General features: G+C 35.9%; 13 protein-coding genes and 4 tRNA genes. 14 read left to right on the top strand and 3 right to left on the bottom strand.

Features of this window, described 5'->3' with window-relative positions; translation table 11 throughout:
• The first annotated feature begins 300 nt into the window (after nucleotides 1-300).
• From EL260_RS10960 to EL260_RS11000, 9 genes are all read left to right on the top strand, one after another.
• Nucleotides 301-373: transfer RNA gene (locus tag EL260_RS10960), tRNA-Lys, on the top strand.
• Between the two features lie 69 nt (nucleotides 374-442).
• A tRNA-Lys gene (locus tag EL260_RS10965) sits at nucleotides 443-515 on the top strand.
• 69 nt (nucleotides 516-584) lie between these two features.
• Nucleotides 585-660: transfer RNA gene (locus EL260_RS10970), tRNA-Lys, on the top strand.
• A 245-nt stretch (nucleotides 661-905) separates the two neighbouring features.
• On the top strand, nucleotides 906-1,973 hold the full coding sequence (locus EL260_RS10975) for a glycosyltransferase family 2 protein (RefSeq protein ID WP_123860312.1): 1,068 nt from the start codon (nucleotides 906-908) through the stop codon (nucleotides 1,971-1,973).
• A gap of 166 nt (nucleotides 1,974-2,139) precedes the next feature.
• Nucleotides 2,140-2,622, top strand: coding sequence for a T9SS type A sorting domain-containing protein (locus EL260_RS10980; RefSeq protein ID WP_123860313.1), 483 nt, complete (start codon nucleotides 2,140-2,142; stop codon nucleotides 2,620-2,622).
• 19 nt (nucleotides 2,623-2,641) lie between these two features.
• Nucleotides 2,642-3,973, top strand: coding sequence for a collagen-like domain-containing protein (locus EL260_RS26145; RefSeq protein WP_123860314.1), 1,332 nt, complete (start codon nucleotides 2,642-2,644; stop codon nucleotides 3,971-3,973).
• Between the two features lie 149 nt (nucleotides 3,974-4,122).
• Nucleotides 4,123-4,926, top strand: coding sequence for a helix-turn-helix domain-containing protein (locus tag EL260_RS10990; RefSeq protein WP_123860315.1), 804 nt, complete (start codon nucleotides 4,123-4,125; stop codon nucleotides 4,924-4,926).
• Nucleotides 4,927-5,176: 250 nt separating this feature from the next.
• Entirely contained in the window at nucleotides 5,177-5,878 is a 702-nt protein-coding gene (locus tag EL260_RS10995) for a DAPG hydrolase family protein (protein ID WP_185145905.1), read from the top strand.
• A gap of 268 nt (nucleotides 5,879-6,146) precedes the next feature.
• Nucleotides 6,147-6,222 (top strand) — tRNA-Lys (locus EL260_RS11000).
• A 39-nt stretch (nucleotides 6,223-6,261) separates the two neighbouring features.
• Here EL260_RS11000 and EL260_RS11005 read toward each other — a convergent pair.
• Nucleotides 6,262-6,744, bottom strand: coding sequence for a GNAT family N-acetyltransferase (locus tag EL260_RS11005; RefSeq protein WP_123860316.1), 483 nt, complete (start codon nucleotides 6,742-6,744; stop codon nucleotides 6,262-6,264).
• 403 nt (nucleotides 6,745-7,147) lie between these two features.
• On the opposite strand from EL260_RS11005, the gene EL260_RS11010 reads away from it, so the two are divergent.
• Nucleotides 7,148-8,578: a tetratricopeptide repeat protein gene (locus EL260_RS11010; protein WP_123860317.1), complete on the top strand. Its 1,431-nt coding sequence runs from the start codon at nucleotides 7,148-7,150 to the stop codon at nucleotides 8,576-8,578.
• Nucleotides 8,579-8,694: 116 nt separating this feature from the next.
• Entirely contained in the window at nucleotides 8,695-10,116 is a 1,422-nt protein-coding gene (locus EL260_RS11015) for a tetratricopeptide repeat protein (RefSeq protein WP_123860318.1), read from the top strand.
• A gap of 988 nt (nucleotides 10,117-11,104) precedes the next feature.
• Here the strand turns inward: EL260_RS11015 and EL260_RS11020 are convergent.
• Entirely contained in the window at nucleotides 11,105-12,271 is a 1,167-nt protein-coding gene (locus EL260_RS11020; protein ID WP_123860319.1) for an FAD-dependent oxidoreductase, read from the bottom strand.
• 25 nt (nucleotides 12,272-12,296) lie between these two features.
• Nucleotides 12,297-13,052 carry a helix-turn-helix domain-containing protein gene (locus EL260_RS11025; RefSeq protein WP_123860320.1) on the bottom strand — a complete coding sequence of 252 codons (756 nt, stop codon included), beginning with the start codon at nucleotides 13,050-13,052 and terminating at the stop codon, nucleotides 12,297-12,299.
• Between the two features lie 284 nt (nucleotides 13,053-13,336).
• On the opposite strand from EL260_RS11025, the gene EL260_RS11030 reads away from it, so the two are divergent.
• From EL260_RS11030 to EL260_RS11040, 3 genes are read left to right on the top strand one after another with little or no spacing between them, the layout of a single operon-like run.
• Nucleotides 13,337-14,485 (top strand): efflux RND transporter periplasmic adaptor subunit, encoded by a 1,149-nt coding sequence (locus EL260_RS11030; RefSeq protein ID WP_123860321.1) that lies wholly within the window; start codon nucleotides 13,337-13,339, stop codon nucleotides 14,483-14,485.
• 5 nt (nucleotides 14,486-14,490) lie between these two features.
• The gene (locus EL260_RS11035; RefSeq protein ID WP_123860322.1) at nucleotides 14,491-17,655 is read left to right on the top strand and encodes an efflux RND transporter permease subunit; all 3,165 of its coding nucleotides are present in this window, start codon (nucleotides 14,491-14,493) and stop codon (nucleotides 17,653-17,655) included.
• A 3-nt stretch (nucleotides 17,656-17,658) separates the two neighbouring features.
• Nucleotides 17,659-19,047: an efflux transporter outer membrane subunit gene (locus EL260_RS11040; protein WP_123860323.1), complete on the top strand. Its 1,389-nt coding sequence runs from the start codon at nucleotides 17,659-17,661 to the stop codon at nucleotides 19,045-19,047.
• The last annotated feature ends 15 nt before the right edge of the window (nucleotides 19,048-19,062 follow it).

The following is a 19,062-nucleotide window of genomic DNA, read 5'->3' on the forward strand; positions in this document are numbered from 1 at the left end:
AAATAGAACATCTTTATAAGAAATCCAATGAACAGTAATAGAAAAGAGAATAAAGTGGATTTTATTAGGGGCTTAATCGATACAGATCCTAATAGAAATTGCCTGCGATTTCAATAAGCAGTACCATATTGTATTTTTTTGAAAAAAAAATAATTTTCATAATTAATTTATAAACAGATATTTGCCGATTAGCAGCGAAATTTTATGATAAAAAAGCGTTATAAATCTTGGATTTAAAAGAGATTTTTCTATCTTTGCAGTCCCTTAAACAAAGGGATTTACTTAAAAAAGTAAGTGGCCGACTCGGTAGCTCAGCTGGTAGAGCAATACACTTTTAATGTATGGGTCCTGGGTTCGAATCCCAGCCGGGTCACAAACAAAAAAACTACTGTTTTAGTGGTTTTTATTTAAGAAAAATATTTACTTGAAAAAGTAAGTGGCCGACTCGGTAGCTCAGCTGGTAGAGCAATACACTTTTAATGTATGGGTCCTGGGTTCGAATCCCAGCCGGGTCACAAACAAAAGAACTCCTGTTTTAGTAGTTTTTATTTAAGAAAAATATTTACCTGAAAAAGTAAATGGCCGACTCGGTAGCTCAGCTGGTAGAGCAATACACTTTTAATGTATGGGTCCTGGGTTCGAATCCCAGCCGGGTCACCAATACAAAGAACTACTGTTTCAGTAGTTCTTTTTTTGTTTGGTCAATTATTTTTGGTGAACATATACATTCTTACTCCCTCTTATTATTTGTTTTTATCTCTTTGATATGTACCATCCTGAATACAGACAGATGCTTTGGAGCATATTTCAAGAGTTTAGAGTGCTATTTTCAATAAGAATTCCTATTCATTAATATCTACAATTAATACTAGTATATTTATATCCTTAAAAATTACTAGAAATCCATGAAAATAAGTTTGTGCTTAATTGTTAAAAATGAGGAAAAAGTTTTAAGCAGATGTTTGGAAAATGCAGTAAGATTTGCAGATGAAATTATTGTTGTAGATACAGGATCTACCGATAAAACTAAAGAAATTGCTGGAAAATTTACAGATAAAATTTTTGATTTTGAGTGGATTAATGATTTTTCGGCTGCACGTAATTTTGCATTCTCTAAAGCGGTTATGGACTATCAAATGTGGCTAGACGCAGATGATGTTATACCTGAAAAATCAGTTAAGGAAATTAATGAATTGAAGAAAAGACTGAATGGTGATGTTGAGATTGTTACTATGAAATACGTTTTGTCATTTGATCAAAATGGTCATCCAGCTTTTTATTCCACCCGTGAAAGATTATTCAAAAAAAACAAAAATTATCAATGGATTGACCCTGTTCACGAATGTATCCCTTTAGTGGGCAATATACACTATACTGATATTGAAATTTGGCATAAAAAAGCAGAATCCGGAGTCATATCAACAAGAAATATTGATATATATAGAGCTTTAGAGCAGAGTGGAAAAGAGTTTTCTGCAAGACAGCTATATTACTATGCAAGAGAATTGAAAGACCACAATGAAACAGCTAAAGCAATAACTTTTTTTGAGAAATTTTTAGCATCCGGTGCAGGCTGGATAGAAGATGTGATTAGCTGTTGCCATCAATTAGCCATTGAATATAAAAATAATAACATCAAAGAAAAAGTTCTACCCACTTTACTAAAAAGTTTTGAATATGATATTCCTAGACCGGAAATCTGTTGTGAATTAGGATATTATTATAAAGATAAGCAAGATTATCATCAGGCTTTTAAATGGTTTGATATGGCGACAAGATTGCCAATATCTCATTCAGTAGGTTTTGTATTTTCTGATTACTTTGGATATATTCCTAATGTTGAAGCTTGTGTCTGTTTATCTTTTTTAGGAGAATATAAAAAAGCTAATGAATATAATGAAAAAGCAGCTCTTTCAAGACCAGACTGTCCTTCTGTAAGGCAAAATAGAGATTATTTAAAAGAACTTATATAGGTGTTTCAAGAATTAAAAATAAAATATGGGAGTTATAAATGATAGAATGAGTAAAGAATAGGTTATATCACTATTGGGTTATTTATATTTTTAATCATATATTAATATAGTTATCATAATATAGTTATATATTTGAAAAACTAATAAATATACACATCAATGTGATATGAAAACTACATTTTTTACACTTTCATTATTTCTTGTGAGTTTCTCTATTCAGATTTCTGCACAAGAAACTTTAAATACCAGTGGTAATAATATGTCTGGTAGTACAGGCAATATCACAGCTTCTGTTGGTCAAAGTTTTTATGAAACAATACCTTCTTCTGTAGGAAGTGTTACACCTGGTGTTCAGCAATCTTATGAAATTGTACCTACATTAGGAGTCAGTATTATTGAAATCAATTTGAGCCTTGCTGTTTTTCCAAACCCTACAACAGATATTCTTAATTTGAAGGTGGGATTTAAAGATTACAATAAATATCGCTATGAACTTTTTGATAGTAGTGGTAAATTACTAACAGGTCAGCCTATCACTCAACCACAAACTCAAATTACAATGACGTCTTATCCTGCTTCGATGTATTTATTAAAAGTATCGAAAGAGGGTGAAAATATCAAAATTTTTAAGGTTCTAAAAAACAAATAAACTATAAAACTAATTACCTATGAAAAAGCTTTCCATTCTAGCAGCCTCTTTAGTTTCTGCTGTAATGTTTTCGCAAGTGCAGGATGCAATGAGCTATCAGGCTATTATTAGAAATTCAAGTAATCAATTGGTAAGTAACCAGAATGTAGGAATGAGGTTTTCTATATTGAAAGGCTCAACAACAGGAACGGTAGTATACTCAGAAACTCAAACTCAATCTACCAATATTAATGGTTTAGTAACTGTAAAAATTGGTGCAGGTACCTTGGTTAGTGGCTCGTATTCCACAATTAATTGGGGATCCGATATTTACTTTATAAAAATAGAAACAGATCCTAACGGAGCAAATAATTACACCATAACAGGAATATCCCAGTTACTAAGTGTTCCTTATGCTTTATATGCAAAAACTTCAGGAAGCTCTATTCCTGGCCCTCAAGGTATTCAGGGAGTTACCGGTCCAACGGGTCCTGTAGGTGCTCAGGGTATGCAAGGTATTCAGGGAGTTACGGGTCCAACAGGAGCTGTAGGTGCTCAGGGATTAATAGGAGCTACCGGTGTCACAGGTGCTCAGGGTATACAAGGTATTCAGGGAGTTACGGGTCCAACGGGTCCTGTAGGTGCTCAGGGATTAATAGGAGCTACCGGTGTCACAGGAGCACAGGGTATGCAAGGTATTCAGGGAGTTACGGGTCCAACAGGAGCTGTAGGTGCTCAGGGATTAATAGGAGCTACCGGAGTCACAGGTGCTCAGGGTATACAAGGTATTCAGGGAGTTACGGGCCCAACAGGAGCTGTAGGAGCCCAAGGATTAATAGGAGTTACTGGAGCAGGTTTTTCTAATGGAACAGCTGGTGGACAAATTATTTTGACTAATTCAACTGCACCTTTTGCGCCTGGAGCTCCTGTAAATATGAGTGGGGATGCCACAATAAATACTTCCGGAGTATTAACTATTGGAGCTAATAAAATATCTACAACTAAGATTGCAGATGCCTCTGTTACAGTCGCCAAGATATCTACAACTTCAGGTACTGCAAGTTCTTCAACTTATCTTAGAGGTGATGGAACCTGGGCTGCACCAAGTAGTGGCGGGGCACAACTGTTAACAGGAACTGCAACTGCTACAATGCCGGCTGCGGGTAATGCTGGGTCATTTACAATTACAGTCAATGGAGCTGCGGTAGGAGACGCCGTTATTGTAAATCCAACAGGTAATATTCCAGCAGGAGATTATCCGCCAATCTTTACCCCTAAAGTAACTTCTGCAAATACCATAACTGTTTATGTATATGATGCCGGCTCTGCTGGGGGTTCATCTTTTTCTTTCAAAGCTACAGTGATTAAGTAATATAATATTAAGTCTTTTATAAACATATGAAGATTGCATCTCTGTGCAGTTATCAATAATAAAGAACTACTGTTTCAGTGGTTCTTTATTATTGTATTCCAATCTTGAAGTCCCGTATATTTGTATAACATTGTTAATTGAACGCGGATATGAAATTCATTCATCAGATCGATCCATCGAAATTTACCTTTTTTAAATTCCAAAACTGTCCGGATACCTATATGGAGAGTTCCGAACGAATCCATCTTTTTGAAATGATTTGGTTTAGAGATGATAGCAATTCGATAAATAATAGTCACTGTATATATCTTATTCCTCTATATCGTTGTGAAAAAATAAATTTTGAAGGAAAGAAGGGATGTGTGATCGCTTTCAAAAGAGATTATCTGGAAGAAGATAATAAAGAATTTGCACTGGATGTTTTCAATCTTTTTAATATACATGGGCAGTATACCAACCTTCATTTGAGTGAGGATGTTGTAGAAATACTTCAGTACCTCAGTATATTGATTGAGAAAGAATACCAGCATTCAATGGGAAGTTATTTGGTTCTAAAATCCTTACTGAAAGTTTTTCTCCTGAATTTAATCCGTGCCAGTCAACACTATTTTTTAAACCAGGATATCCATCAGAAAAGAGTCTATCAGTTCATTATGCTGATGGATGAACATTACAAAATTGAACGGAAGGCAAAATTTTACGCTTCAAAAATAGGAGTGAGTGAAAAACGGATCAACCAGATTCTAAAGGATAAAATGAATAAGACCCTTACTCAACTGCTGCATGACCGAGTAGTTGTAGAAGCAGATAGGATGTTGATTTCCGGAGAGCTCACAATAAAAGAAATTGCATTTGATCTTCATTTTGATGATCCGGCTTATTTTTCCCGGTTTTATAAAAAGCAAACAGGACACACTCCTGAGGAATTCAAGAAACGTAATGTTTGTCTGTAAACGCAGTTAGATTTTCATCTTTTTAAATTCATTTTATGCTTTGTATATGAGATAGGTAATCTTATGACAAAACATTTCCAAATTGTACAGATCGATTAGAAAATAGTACAATAACCTGAGAATCATTGTGCGTTAAATTTGTACAACAATCAAAGGTTTAAGAAGTGCATGGTGAAAGAATCAAAATAATTTCAACCTGCTTCCAGGCTGTTCGATTGAAAGTTCAGATAATGTAATTAAAAGATCAAGTATGAAACCAACAAAGGAAATTGAAGAACTAATGTTCAGGGATATTAATGCACTTTTATCTCCTAAACCCATAGCCCTTGAAGCTGGGATCAGGAGACTCGAGAACGGAATGCTCCATATTGCAATGAGAAATGTTCTGCATAACTGCAAAGGAAAAATGATGGATTGGTGGTTCAAGTATTTTGAAACAACAGCAGATCTTAGACTATGGCATCCTCATGACCACGTGGAACATGGCGGTTGGGATAACAAATGGATCAAAAATGAAAATTATATTGGGGCTACCATACATGCTACAGAATCTTTGGGGGATATTCCACCCGTATCTGCGACTATAAAATTCCACGATCCGGCAGAGATGTTTGATGCTGATATTTTAAAGCAAGCCTATGCTGATAAAGCAGTGAGTGCGGTGGTTTATGCTAGAATAGGGTTTGGTGAAGATACTCCTATAGATGCTAATGGTGATCCTATTGATGGTTATATGTTCCATGTAGTTAGGGATACAGTACAGGGGTGTACATTAAGAAGTCATTTTTATCTCGGAGCGTTACTGGCAGATAGTGAAAATCCGTTATCAGATGAAGTGGGATTTGGACTGATGGAACATTGCTATAGTGAATTTACCTATCTCGCTCAGGTTCTTCCTTCTCTTTATTATGCTGAAAATAAAGAGGGAGACAAAGCTCCACTTCTTTGGTAACTATGGCTACAATATAACTCTAATAAAAACAGTGAAATTATTAAAATGCGATATGGAAATTTTCCATATCGCATTTTAAGGACAAATAATTATTTATCAGTCTATTGTGTGAGAATGTTTATTTTAATCCATAAACAGGATTAATTCTTTTAAGGAAGAATAGTGAATTTCCAGATGAAAAAAGCTTCAACAGACTTGGATTTATAGTATATTTTCCTATCTTTGCAGTCCCTTAAACAAAGGGATTTACTTGAAGAAGTAAGTGGCCGACTCGGTAGCTCAGCTGGTAGAGCAATACACTTTTAATGTATGGGTCCTGGGTTCGAATCCCAGCCGGGTCACCAATAAAAAAAGAACTACATTTTTGTAGTTCTTTTTGGTTTTTATATAGTGTATTTCATGACAACAATATCGGAAATGTTTGTATCATTTTCATCGTTAACTTCTTTAAACCCATTCTTTTTGTATAGCTGATAAGCAGAGTAATTTTTAGAGGCTACTTCTAAAGCTATTTCAGTGATCGTAAATTTCTTTTTGGCTTCCTGAATAACCGCCTGTACCAGATGGGAGCCTATATTTTTCCCTTGGAATCTCTTTTGTACATACATCTGGTAGATATTCCCGGAATTGTTTTCATTTTTAACAAAAGTGCAAAGACCAATAAGGGCATGATCTGCAAAGGCACCAAAGACAAACTTTTCAGGAGTTTGATTTTCAATATCAATTTCCATTCTGAGTTTCTCCGTGTTCAAAGCTTGCTGATAGTCGGCTTCAAAGGAGTCGGGAAACTGTTCTAGGCTTTCCAGACGGATGTTCCTGTACATGGTGCTTTCATTGGATAAAAGTTTTCGATATATTATATTCATGATTAATCTTTTTGGAATGATAAAGGTAGAGTTAATTTTTCTTTAATCTCATAAATTGAATAGGGTGAGGTTGTTTTGGTTTTAAAGAAAAATGAAATAAAATCCATCATGTAGTCACATCGGAAAAATGTAACAAATTTAATTTCAGATTGTTTTATTATAAGAAAAGGGACCATTTATTTTTCACTGTAGATCTGCGGGAGATTATGATTTTATATGAAGATTGAATATATAAATTATGTATATTTATAAAATGGATTGGTAAAAATATCAATTTGAAGATCGTTTTATAAATCCATTACGTGATGGGGTAGGCATGGGGAAATGCAGTGGATAGAAAGAGAGAAACTAAAAATCGATCATTATTAAAAATAATAAAACATATACAATAATCTTACGAAAGATGATGATTTGTGCTATAAGCATAAGTTTATTATTGTATCTGGTTTCCTGCAGTACAGATCCCCGGGATAAAGAGAAGGAAGCCTTTGATGTTGCTTTGATCACTAAGAGTTCAGATCTGCAGCTTTCCGGAGAATATGAGGCGCTTATTGAGCTCAATATTAAATATTTGAATAAAGCAGCCAAAATGGGGTATCAAGAAGGAATAGGCCTTTGCTACCTGAATATGGCAGAGGTAAATGTATCTGCAGGAAACTACGAAAATGCACTGCTTTTTTTTAATAAAGCAGGAAAAGACCTGGAAAATTCCCCAAACAGTTTCCATAAAGCTGCATTTTATGATGATTATAGCCAGTATTATTCTCATCTTAAATTATATGATAAAGCTATAGCATGTAATAAGAAAGCATTCTTATACCTGAAAGAAGCAAAGGATTCTGAGCTTAAAAAAGAGCTTTTTTCCAGATTATTCATCAATAAAGGGATTCAATATGCATGGAAAGGCTGGTATGGAACATCACTGAAATCTTTTCTGAAAGGAAATGAGTTAGAAAACTCAGCATATAGCAACTGTATGGTAGCTCAGTATTATCTCTTCAGGCATCAGCCGGATTCTGCGGGGATTTATATTGCAAAATCGGAAGAAAAGATGTTCAGCCAAAAAACAAGCGATGCAGAATCGCTTTGGGTATATTATACCATGGGATACTATTATAACGAAATTAATAATAATGAACAGGCAGAAAAAGCGCTTAAAAAAGCCCTGGAAATTAATATAAAAACACGACGTACCTATTCTTCGCACATCAATAATGTATACAAGTCTCTCGCAGAACTTTATAAAAAGAAAAATGATGGTGGTAAAGCCTATTATTACCTCCAAAAATATATGGAAGAGGAGGGACGTTTGGATGTAGCACGATTAAACACCATGAATAAAGCTACAGAGAATTTTATCTCTGAAATGAAGCCGGAAACAGACTGGCATAGAAGTGATTTGCCTTTAGCTATTGCCTTATCCATCACGGTACTTACGATATCAGGTATATACGTGCAGAAAACTATTCAATCTCAGAGGTTAAAAAAGAAAGTTTTAAAAGAAGAAACAGAGGAATTGAAAAGCCATGTTAAAATAAAAATGTTGGAGGAAATTAATGAACTTGCCAGAAAAAATGATTCCTCATTTCTAATGAAGTTTAAAGAATTGTACCCGGATTTTATAAATACCCTCTTAAAGATCAATCCGGATCTCGAAAACTCTGAATTGGCATTTTGTGCCATGCTGAAACTTCATTTTTCATCCAAAGAGATCGCTGATTATAGTTTTGTTCAGCACAGATCTGTTCAACAAAAAAAATACAGGATCAGAAAAAGGCTTAATATTCCTGGTGAAGAAGATATTTATGATTTTTTTGATAAAATAAGTACTTAAAGAATCATAAATATAGTATTGTAAATTGATTTAAAGAAAATGTAATATTACAAATTCGTAAAAATCAATTTTAAATCTTAATTTATAAAAAAATTCAGTTAAAGGGAAAAAGCATTATGGTACGGGTTCTTCTTTTTATATTATTTCTTCTTTTCATTTCCTGTAGCCCTGATTCCAGTAAATATGAAAAGAGTTTTGATATTCCTTTGATGAAGCAGAATGAAGAATTCCGGCTTGCTGGTGAATATGACTCTCTGGTTAATCTCAATAAAAAATACTACAAAAAAGCACAGGAAATAGGATATGAAGACGGTAAGGCACTATGTTATATCAACTTAGCCAGAGTGAATATGTCGCTGGAGAATTATCGGAAATCTAATATTCTTTTTAATAGTGCTAAAGAAATTCTGAAAGACTCAGACAATCCTTTACACAAGGCTATATTTTATAACATTTATAGCAGATTCAATGCTGAACTGAGAAGAGTGGATAAGGCATTTGAATACAATAATGAAGCATTAAGTAATATTGAAAGAAGCAAAAAATCCGAATTAAAAAAGACGGTTCTTTATTATATTTATCTGCAGCAAGGAGACTATTATACACAAAAAAAGAAGCCTAAAGAAGCTTTGGAATATTTTCATAAAGCAAGAATGTTGGATAACACCGGAATTGCAGATTGTGTAATAAGTGATTATGTTTATAATCATAAGAATAAAGACTCGGCTTATAAGTACATAACAAGAGCTTATCATACCATGAGTATGAACAAAAAAGATGATGCTATAGCACTTAATATCCACACGGTTATGGGAGAATATTATGTTGCTTACGGAGAATATGATAAGGCAGAAAAAGAATTTTTGATGGCTTTGGAAATCGATAAGAAGACCAGACGTATTTTTGCACAATACACTAAATATATTTATAATGATCTGAGGTCTTTATATGCATCTACAGGAGACAAAGAAAAAGCTTATTTCTACCTTAAAGCTTATACTGATGCTAAAAACAAGGCCAATACAGCCATGCTAGCGACCATTAACCAAGATATGGAATCTTTTATTTCATTAGGCAGAACTGATACTGAAGAACATACAAGGAAGATGCAATGGGTTGCTTTTCTGTCTTTTGCCGGACTCTCATTGTTGGCTATATATGCTTGGAGAATCATCAATACATTAAGAAAAAGAAAAGCAGATCTGAAATCAGAGGCTGAAGATCTGAAAATCAAGATTAATGATAAGAGGCAGGAGGAAATTATGGAAATGGCCAAAAGAAATGATCCTGAGTTTCTTTCCTATTTTAAAGAAGTTTATCCAGGATATATAGATCAGCTTTTAGCTATTAATCCTAATCTGGAAAATTCAGAATTAATTTTCTGTGCGATGTTGAAGCTCCATTTCAGTTCTAAGGAGATAGCCAATTATACCCTTGTTCAACATAGAACTATTCAGCAGAAGAAATACAGAATTCGAAAAAAAATGAATATTCCTACGGAAACAGACATTTATGTTTTCTTTGATAATATTAAATGATGAGTCAACTCCCTTATCTTTAAATTTTAAAAGGTATTTCTGTACTAAGAAACAATCTATCCTAACCTTGAATGTTTTTGAGCCAGAGTTCTATGCTCTGTGGAACTTACATTGTATTTTTAACAAGATTCCTATTCTATACAAGGTAATTTAGCTGAAAGAATATAAAGTCATGAAATGGCTCAATTAGTACAAACAGAAACTAATACTTTTTATTTTTTGGTACTCTAGATATATGTAAAAAAAACTGCCTGATTCATCATATCAGACAGCATTCGAAATATATTTTTTTTTCGCCACTCAGATTTCTTTGTGGTCTCTGGGTTCAAATTTGAAAATTTTTCATTAAATAATAAAAAATAAGTCTACTACATGAATACTACAGTTGGTTAATTAGATTTTAATAGATTGACAGTTAGTGCCTTGTGTTTATAATGGTTTTTGGTGCAAATATTTGTAAAATGGGATAACATAGACAATATGTAGTCACACATGTATCATATATTGATGCGCAGGTAAGGTATTTTCTCTACGTATTTTTTACGCTTTTTTTCTGCATATTCTGATTCTAAGCTCTATGAGTTGTTTTTTATGTATGTATTTAACCTATTGGTTTCTAATATTTTGTTTTGATGATGTATTTGTGTAGTAGGTTAATTTTTTACCCTTTTAGATTTAAAATATAGATTTGTATAAAAGCTTGGATAAGATATGATTTTATATTGCTTATACAGAAAAGGGAGTGATGTGATTTAGAGTATAAATACTGAGATCTTTTACAAAACTCCGAATTTATTATTTTGTTTGGTGAATGTTACAATCATGTTGAAAGCTAAAAAGAAACACAAAATACATGAATCCAAAAAACACAGATGAATCTCCGAAATCAGGATCTTAAGGAGAGAAAGAATATTTATTTTCAGAGGGAAAAAATGGCTGTTTCAAATGAAGCAGCCTTTTTTCTTTAATAGAAGTAAAGCTTATAAATTTAGGAAGCAGTTGTGTGCCCGTTAAAGAACTCCAGCATTGTTGCTAAAGATGTTTCGGAATGCATTCGCTCTCCGTTTTCAAGAGACTCTTTTGTAGCAATTACAGCTTTTTTTCGCATATTGATTTCATACTGGGAAATAGCTTCCAGCAAAGTAGTATATCGTCTATCTGTTAAATGTTCACTAAGCTCCATGGCATCAAGCATTGCCATGTTGGCACCTTCTCCGGCAAAGGGAGGCATAACATGTGCTGCATCACCTATTAAAGTTAAATTGGATTTTGTTTTCCAAGACTGATCCAAAGGCATGAAGTAAATAGGACGGGGAATGAAAGGAACAGTAGCTTTTTCAAATAGTTCATACCATATTGCATTCCATTCCGGATATTCTGTCTTAAACCATTGAAGAACCGCAGTATTATCAGAGAGATTCAGTCCGGTAATAGCTGCCCAGTTTTCATCAGCTTTAAAGCTTGCATAAAAACCGAGATCACCGTTCCCTTTCTGACCCATCAATATATTTTTGGAATTCCCAAAAGCCATTATTTTTCCACCGTTAATCAATGCATTGATACGAGGGGCATGCTCTTTCGAAATAATTCCTTCCAACATAATCACTCCTGAATAAACAGGTTTGTTATGGGTGAGATAAGGCCGGATTTTGGAATGAGCCCCGTCTGCTGCAATCACCAGATCAGCATAGGCAGAGGTTCCGTTTTTAAAATGAAGCAGCCACCCTTCATTTTTAGGTTCCATTGATATAAAGTGGCTGTCCCATACTACGGTGTTTGGCTGAAGAGATTCCAGCAACATATTTCTCAACGGACCGCGGTCTATTTCAGGACGGAAATGCTCAGCTCCGAAATCCTCCTCCGGCTTGGTATCATGATCACTGAAAAGGATTTCTGCCTGTTCATTCACAATAAGCATTTTATCGGCACCCGGACGGTATGTGTTTTTAAATTCTTCTAACAGCTTAGCTTTACGTAAGGCCGCCAACCCTGAATCTTCGTGCATATCAAGTGGCGACCCCTGTACACGGGCTTCTTTATTAAAATCCCTTTCATACACTTTTACATTGGCATTTTTCAACTGTAAAAGTCTGGCTAGTGTAAGTCCTGCAGGACCACCACCAACGATGGCTATTGATATATTGTCTATCAGCATTGTATTTAAATTTGATAGGACAAAATTACAGTCCTTTCAGCACGGATAATAGTATAAATCGGTCGTTTTTGTTTTTTGATAACTCTTTCGGAGCCACTCCTGAGAACTTTTTGATTTCCTTAATGAAGTGATTCTGATCCGTGTAATTAAGTTCCGGAAATAATTGCCCTTGTGCAATATGTTCCAAAGATGCTCTAAAACGTAGAATAGTAGAGTAGGCCTTTAATGATAAACCAAGTTGTTTCGTGAAATAACGATTGATCTGTCTGCTGCTCCAACCCACTTTTTCAGAAAGTTCATTCACACTCATTTCACCTTTTGATGCATAGATGAGCTCAAAAAGGTGATGTTTCCTTTCATCTGTTTTCTGGGGAATCAGCTCCCGTATTTTTTGTATGGCTTTGGTGCAGCAAAGTTCAAAATCCTGTAAGTTATCAGCTGTAAAGCCCCAGAAATCATTAGGAAGTTCTTTTGCTGTATTTAATACATCAGCAATCGTTGTGTGTAAAATATATTCCACAGCGATAGGTTTAAAACTTACTACAAAAGCCTGGGTATGTGGCTGGATCTGTCTTTGTTCAGGATAAGTTTCCAATCCGATGAGGGCAACGTGAAAGGGCTCTGAAGGCGATTGCATAAAAAATAAATCAACCCTTCCATCCGGAATGATAACGACTTCTTTTGCTTCATCCGACTGGTTCTGGAATGTTCCCAGATTTTCTACGAAATCTACGATGCTTAGATCTGGCTCAATGAAATGAAACTGGAAATCATTATCCATATCTTGATTTTTAATGAATTAAATTACAAAAATAGGTCTAATCTCTGATAAACTATTGGAAGAATAGTTTTTTTAATGTTGAAAAGAAGAGTTATTATAAAAGTATATTGTATTGATAAGAGTTGGTAGTTGTTTTATCAATATTGTTTTATGAGATATATGTGTTTTTTAATTAAAATTTAAAATTTTCTTTAAGAAATAACCTGCTAAAATCTTATTTTTATATATATGAAATAAAACAGGCATGTCCGTCTTGTTCCCCCGTTTTAGCCAATTACATCAATATGAAAAAAAGCTGCTATATCCTTTTTATTCTGGTTATACTGTTGTCTTGTAGTAAAAAGAAACCCCAGAAAACCCCGGAGATACAAAGTTATCAGGTATTGACTTTAGTGCCTGGAGAAGTCACTGTTTATAATGATTTTCCAACATCTATACAGGGACAGAATGTCGTGGAGATCAAACCTATGGTGTCCGGATATCTTCAGGATATTTATGTTCCTGAGGGAGCTTCCGTCACCAAGGGACAATTATTGTTTCGAATTAAAAACCCTCAGTATGAGCAGGATATTATTACTGCAAAGGCTGCTATAAAAATTGCTGAAGCCAATGTGAATGCTGCAAGGATGAACGTAGAAAAGGCCAAACCTCTGGTACAGCAGGAAATTGTAAGTAAATATGAACTGAGTTCAGCACAGTATACCCTGCAATCCCAAGAAGCTGCGCTTTCGCAGGCAAAGGCTACTCTTGCCAATGCTCAAACCAATCAGGGATATACCTACATCAGAAGCCCCCAAAGTGGAACAATTGGTTTGATTCCTTATAAAATTGGAGCTTTGGTAAGCAGTACTACAGCAGATCCACTGACCACACTTTCCAACACCTCAAACATATTTGCTTATTTTTCATTAAGTGAAAAGCAACTGCTGAGTTTTATGAATAGCATGAAAGGGAATACAACAGCGGAAAAGCTCAATAATATGCCGCTTATTACCTTAGTGTTGGCAGACGGAACGATATATCCGGAAAAAGGAAAAATGGAAACAGCCAGTGGCGGAATTGATAGCAGTACCGGAACCGCTACTTTTAAAGTGATATTTAATAATAAACTGGGAATTATTCAGAATGGAGCGAGTGCTACGATCAGGATACCTGTTAATTTGGATAATGCTTTATTGATTCCACAGACCGCAGTGTATCAGATGCAGGATAAATCTTTTGTTTATAAAGTAATGAGTGGTAATAGGGTCATGAGTGAAGCTGTAACTACTTCACCTACAGATGATGGTAATTTTGTTGTGATTAACAGTGGGGTAAAAGCAGGAGATAAGCTTGCTCTTAACGGGCTTAATATCAGTGATAGTACAGTAATTAAACCTACACCTGCCAATGCCGCTGAAATCTACCGTACTATGAAACTCAAATCAAACTGATTGCCATGCTGAAATTATTTATACGAAGACCGGTACTCAGTACGGTGATTTCTGTAATCATCGTTGTATTAGGGATTTTAGGGATCAGTGGTTTACCGGTAGCTCAATATCCCAATATTGCACCTCCTACTATCCAGGTTTCGGCATCTTACCCCGGAGCCAATACTACTACACTTATTAATAGTGTGGTTTTTCCACTTGAACAGCAGATTAATGGGGTAGAGGGAATGACCTATATGACTTCTTCTGCCAGTAACACAGGTTCTGCCAGCATCAGCGTTTATTTTGCGGTAGGGGTGGATCCTAACCAGGCTGCGGTGGATGTGCAGAACAGGATCAGTACCATTCTTTCCAAATTGCCTCAGGCGGTAACACAGGCTGGAGTTACGGTTAGAAAACAACAGAGTAGTAATGTGTTGATATTAGGGCTGTTCAGTGAAAGGGCACAGTACGATCAGAAATTTCTGCAGAATTATGCGGCAATTAACCTCGTTCCCCAATTACAGAGAGCCAATGGTGTAGCAGGAGCCAATGTTTTTGGTGGAGCCATGACGTATGCTATGCGAATCTGGTTACAGCCGGATAAGATGGCCGCCTACGGATTGGTTCCTTCTGATGTAACAACTGCCTTGAATGCTCAGAACTTTAATGCTGCACCGGGTAAGATAGGAGATAACCTGGCGCAGGCATTTCAATATGATATTACTTATTCAGGGACTTTGTCTTCTTTAGAACAGTTTCAGAATGTTATCGTTAAATCTATAGGAAACGGACAGTATCTTTATCTGAAAGATATTGCACGTATTGATTTGGGTACACAAACTTATACCAGTGCTACTGCCATTAATGGTAAACCTGCTGTTGCTATTGCTATCAGCCAGACTCCGGGCTCCAATGCACAGGAGGTTATTATAGGGGCTCAGAAGGTAATGGCAGATGCCGCTAAGAGTTTTCCGTCAGGAATCAAAACAATAGAACTTGTAAATATTAATAATTTCCTTAGTGAAAGTATTTCCAAGGTACTGCATACGCTGGTAGAATGTTTTTTATTGGTATTTCTTGTGATTCTTATTTTTTTACAGGATGTGCGCTCTACAATTATCCATGGTGTATCGGTTCCGGTATCTATTATAGGAACATTCTTTTTTCTGTATTTATTCGGATATAGTCTTAACCTACTTACTCTGTTTGCCCTTGTTTTGGCAATTGGGATTGTGGTGGACGATGCTGTGGTAGTTGTAGAAGCGGTTCATAGTAAACTTGAACATGGCTATACTTCTCCACGTAAAGCGGCAATTGATGCTATGGGAGAAATTGCTCCGGCTATTGTTTCCATTACCTTGGTGATGGCATCCGTATTTTTACCAGTAACTTTCCTTGGAGGATCGGCAGGGGTTTTCTATAAACAATTTGGAATTACCCTGGCAGTCGCGATTATGATTTCAGCCGTGAATGCACTTACTTTAAGTCCCGCTTTGGCGGCTATGTTTCTTCGTCCACCCAAACACGATGAAAAAGAAGAAAAGAAAAACTTCCTGCAAAAAGCTAAGGCTGGTTTTAATTCAAATTATGATAAGCTGATCAATAAGTATATGAAAGCGGTCAGTTTTCTGATCAGAAAAAAATGGCTGACTATTGGACTCGTGATATGTTTTGGTGGTCTTTTTTACTTTACGATTAAAAGTGTCGCTTCCAGTTTTGTTCCTTCGGAGGATATGGGAACTGTGTTTGTGAATGTTACCCTTCCGGCAGCTGCTACTAAAGAAAGAGTGCAGGGAATTAATAATCAGATAGACCGTATTGCTCATACCATTCCTCAGATTCAGGCATCGATGACTACTTTAGGACAAAATCAGCTGGGCGGAAGCGGTAGTTCTTATGGAATGCTGATTCTAAGGCTTACACCCTGGAGTGAACGTCCTGGAGTTACAGATAAAGATGTCATACAGCAGTTGACTGAGAAAACAAAACATATACAGGGAGCTTCCATCAATTTTATGCAGCAGCCTACGATAAGTGGTTTTGGAACAAGTGGTGGATTTACTTTCCAGATTGAAGACCGTGGTGGACATAGCATCAATGATTTTTTTGGAGTGGCTCAAAAATTTCTGGCAGAACTTAATAAAAGAAGTGAAATTCAATATGCTGCTACAGCATTTAATCCGAATTTTCCGCAGTATGAAGTGGATGTGAATGTAGCCAAATGTGAAGATAATGGAATACAGCCATCAGACATTCTGAATCTTATGAATGTATACTACGGAAGTTCCTATATCAGCAATTTTACCGAATTCGGGCAACAGTATCAGATCATTCTTCAGGCGGACAATCCTTACAGAGGAACCGTTGAACAGATGAACAACATCAAAATAAGAACGAAAAGCGGAACGATGAGCCCTATTTCGGAGTACATTACCATGAAAAAAGTATACGGGCCTTCTTCTGTATCAAGATTTAATATGTATAATGCCATTTCCGTGAATGGTTCGCCCAATAACGGTTATAGTACCGGGCAGGCTATGGAAGCGATCAATCAGGTGGCTGAGCAGAGTCTCCCACCGGGGTATAGTTTTGAATACAGTGGAATTAGTAAGGAAGAGCAAAGTTCAGGATCACAGGCTGTTGTTATATTTTTACTAAGCCTTTGCTTTGTTTACCTTCTTCTAAGTGCATTATATGAAAGCTATATCCTGCCGCTGGCTGTTATTCTTTCTCTACCTGTAGGATTAAGCGGAATTTTTGTATTTGCCAAATTATTTGGAATTGATAATAATATTTATGTGCAGATCAGTATGATTATGTTGATCGGGCTTTTGGCTAAAAATGCCATTTTAATGGTAGAGCTTTCACTTGAAAAAAGGCATGAAGGAATGAGTTTGTTTGATAGTGCATTGGCAGGAGCAAAGATAAGAATAAGGCCTATTTTAATGACTTCACTGGCCTTTATTTTTGGATTAATGCCTTTGATGTTTTCAACAGGAGTTGGAGCGAATGGAAACAAATCCATAGGAATAGGTTCTATTGGCGGAATGCTGTTCGGAACCTTGTTGGGAATATTTGTCATTCCCGGATTGTATGTGATTTTCCAGGGATTGCAGGAGAAAGCAGGAACGAATAAGTATGATGAAAACGATGAGCTGATTGTTGAAAATAAAAATAATCTATCGTAAAGTATGATACATTGGTCAAAACAATATAACCTTTTTGTGCAGGCTGCATTTTTATCAGTGATGCTTTTTAGTTGTGATGTTACTAAGCCATATGCTAACAATCAGGTTGTTCCGGATGGTCTATACGGAGATGCAGCAACAGATTCCAACAGCAATATGGCAACACTGTCATGGAAAGAAATTTTTAAAGATCCTTTGCTGCAAGAACTTATTACTGAGGGGATTTCTAATAATCTGGATCTGAAAACGGCAGCAGCCAATCTTAAGGCCGCAGAAGCGAATTTTGTACAAAGCAAACAGGCATTTTTGCCATCTTTGTCGGGAAATGCTTCTGCTGGAGCCTATGATCCGGCCAGTACTCAGGCTTCTGCTTCCCAGGTGTATCAGCTGTATGCGCTTTCATCCTGGCAGGTAGATGTTTGGGGTAAACTGAGAAGTACAAAAAGATCTATGTATGCTGCTTATCTTGGCAGTGAAGCTTACCGACAGGCAGTGCAGACACAGCTTGTAGCAAATATAGCAGCCACATATTATCAGTTGCTGGCTTATGATGAACAGTTGAACATTGTACAGCAATCTTTGGAAGTCTATTCCAAAGATACAGAAACAATGAAGATTCTGAAGAATAGTAATGTAGTAACAGGAGCGGCTGTAGTACAAAGTGCAGCTAATTATTATGCGGTAAAATCTACGGTACCTGATATTAAAAATAATATTCGTCAGGCAGAAAATACACTTTGTTTACTACTGGGAAGAACACCCGGATCTATCAAGAGAGATTCATTGTTTAGCGAACAGGTCTATAGTGAACTCTCAGTTGGAGTTCCTGCTCAATTATTAGCTAACAGACCTGATGTGAAGGAGGCTGAGCTGCAGTTGAGAAGCAATTTCGAACAGGTTAATGTGGCAAGAACAGCTTTTTATCCTGCATTGACCATAACAGGACAGGCCGGGTTATATGCGACACAGCTAAAATCATTTTTCAATGCCGGTGCTTTCTTTGCCAATATTGTAGGTGGATTAACTCAGCCCATTTTTAATAACGGACTGAATAAACAGAAATTAAAAGTTGCTCAGGCTAATTATGAAGCTTCAGAATACAATTACAGGAAAGTGTTGTTAACAGCAGGGCAGGAAGTTTCGAATGCTCTTTATCAGTATCAGATGGTGGATGAAAAAGCAACCTCCAGAAAAGAGCAGATTGCCAACCTTGAAAAGGCAGTATATTTTACAAAAGAATTATTGAAATATACAAGTGCAACCAATTATACAGATGTTCTTACTTCAGAGCAAAGCCTGTTAAGTGCAAGACAAAATGCTGTTACAGATAAGTTGCAACAGCTTCAGGCAGTGGTTAATCTTTACGCAGCTTTAGGCGGAGGCTGGAAATAATTGAACATTCATAAA

Source organism: Chryseobacterium nakagawai (genome assembly GCF_900637665.1).
GTDB classification, from domain to species: Bacteria; Bacteroidota; Bacteroidia; order Flavobacteriales; family Weeksellaceae; genus Chryseobacterium; species Chryseobacterium nakagawai.

Excerpts from the sequence above, each read along its gene's own strand:
- EL260_RS10975 (WP_123860312.1), top strand. The coding sequence starts at position 906 with ATGAAAATAAGTTTGTGCTTAATTGTTAAAAATGAGGAAAAAGTTTTA.
- EL260_RS10995 (WP_185145905.1), top strand. The coding sequence starts at position 5,177 with ATGAAACCAACAAAGGAAATTGAAGAACTAATGTTCAGGGATATTAAT.
- EL260_RS11040 (WP_123860323.1), top strand. The coding sequence starts at position 17,659 with ATGATACATTGGTCAAAACAATATAACCTTTTTGTGCAGGCTGCATTT.
- EL260_RS11010 (WP_123860317.1), top strand. The coding sequence starts at position 7,148 with ATGATGATTTGTGCTATAAGCATAAGTTTATTATTGTATCTGGTTTCC.
- EL260_RS11030 (WP_123860321.1), top strand. The coding sequence starts at position 13,337 with ATGAAAAAAAGCTGCTATATCCTTTTTATTCTGGTTATACTGTTGTCT.
- EL260_RS10990 (WP_123860315.1), top strand. The coding sequence starts at position 4,123 with ATGAAATTCATTCATCAGATCGATCCATCGAAATTTACCTTTTTTAAA.
- EL260_RS11005 (WP_123860316.1), bottom strand. The coding sequence starts at position 6,744 with ATGAATATAATATATCGAAAACTTTTATCCAATGAAAGCACCATGTAC.
- EL260_RS10980 (WP_123860313.1), top strand. The coding sequence starts at position 2,140 with ATGAAAACTACATTTTTTACACTTTCATTATTTCTTGTGAGTTTCTCT.
- EL260_RS11035 (WP_123860322.1), top strand. The coding sequence starts at position 14,491 with ATGCTGAAATTATTTATACGAAGACCGGTACTCAGTACGGTGATTTCT.
- EL260_RS11020 (WP_123860319.1), bottom strand. The coding sequence starts at position 12,271 with ATGCTGATAGACAATATATCAATAGCCATCGTTGGTGGTGGTCCTGCA.
- EL260_RS11015 (WP_123860318.1), top strand. The coding sequence starts at position 8,695 with ATGGTACGGGTTCTTCTTTTTATATTATTTCTTCTTTTCATTTCCTGT.
- EL260_RS26145 (WP_123860314.1), top strand. The coding sequence starts at position 2,642 with ATGAAAAAGCTTTCCATTCTAGCAGCCTCTTTAGTTTCTGCTGTAATG.
- EL260_RS11025 (WP_123860320.1), bottom strand. The coding sequence starts at position 13,052 with ATGGATAATGATTTCCAGTTTCATTTCATTGAGCCAGATCTAAGCATC.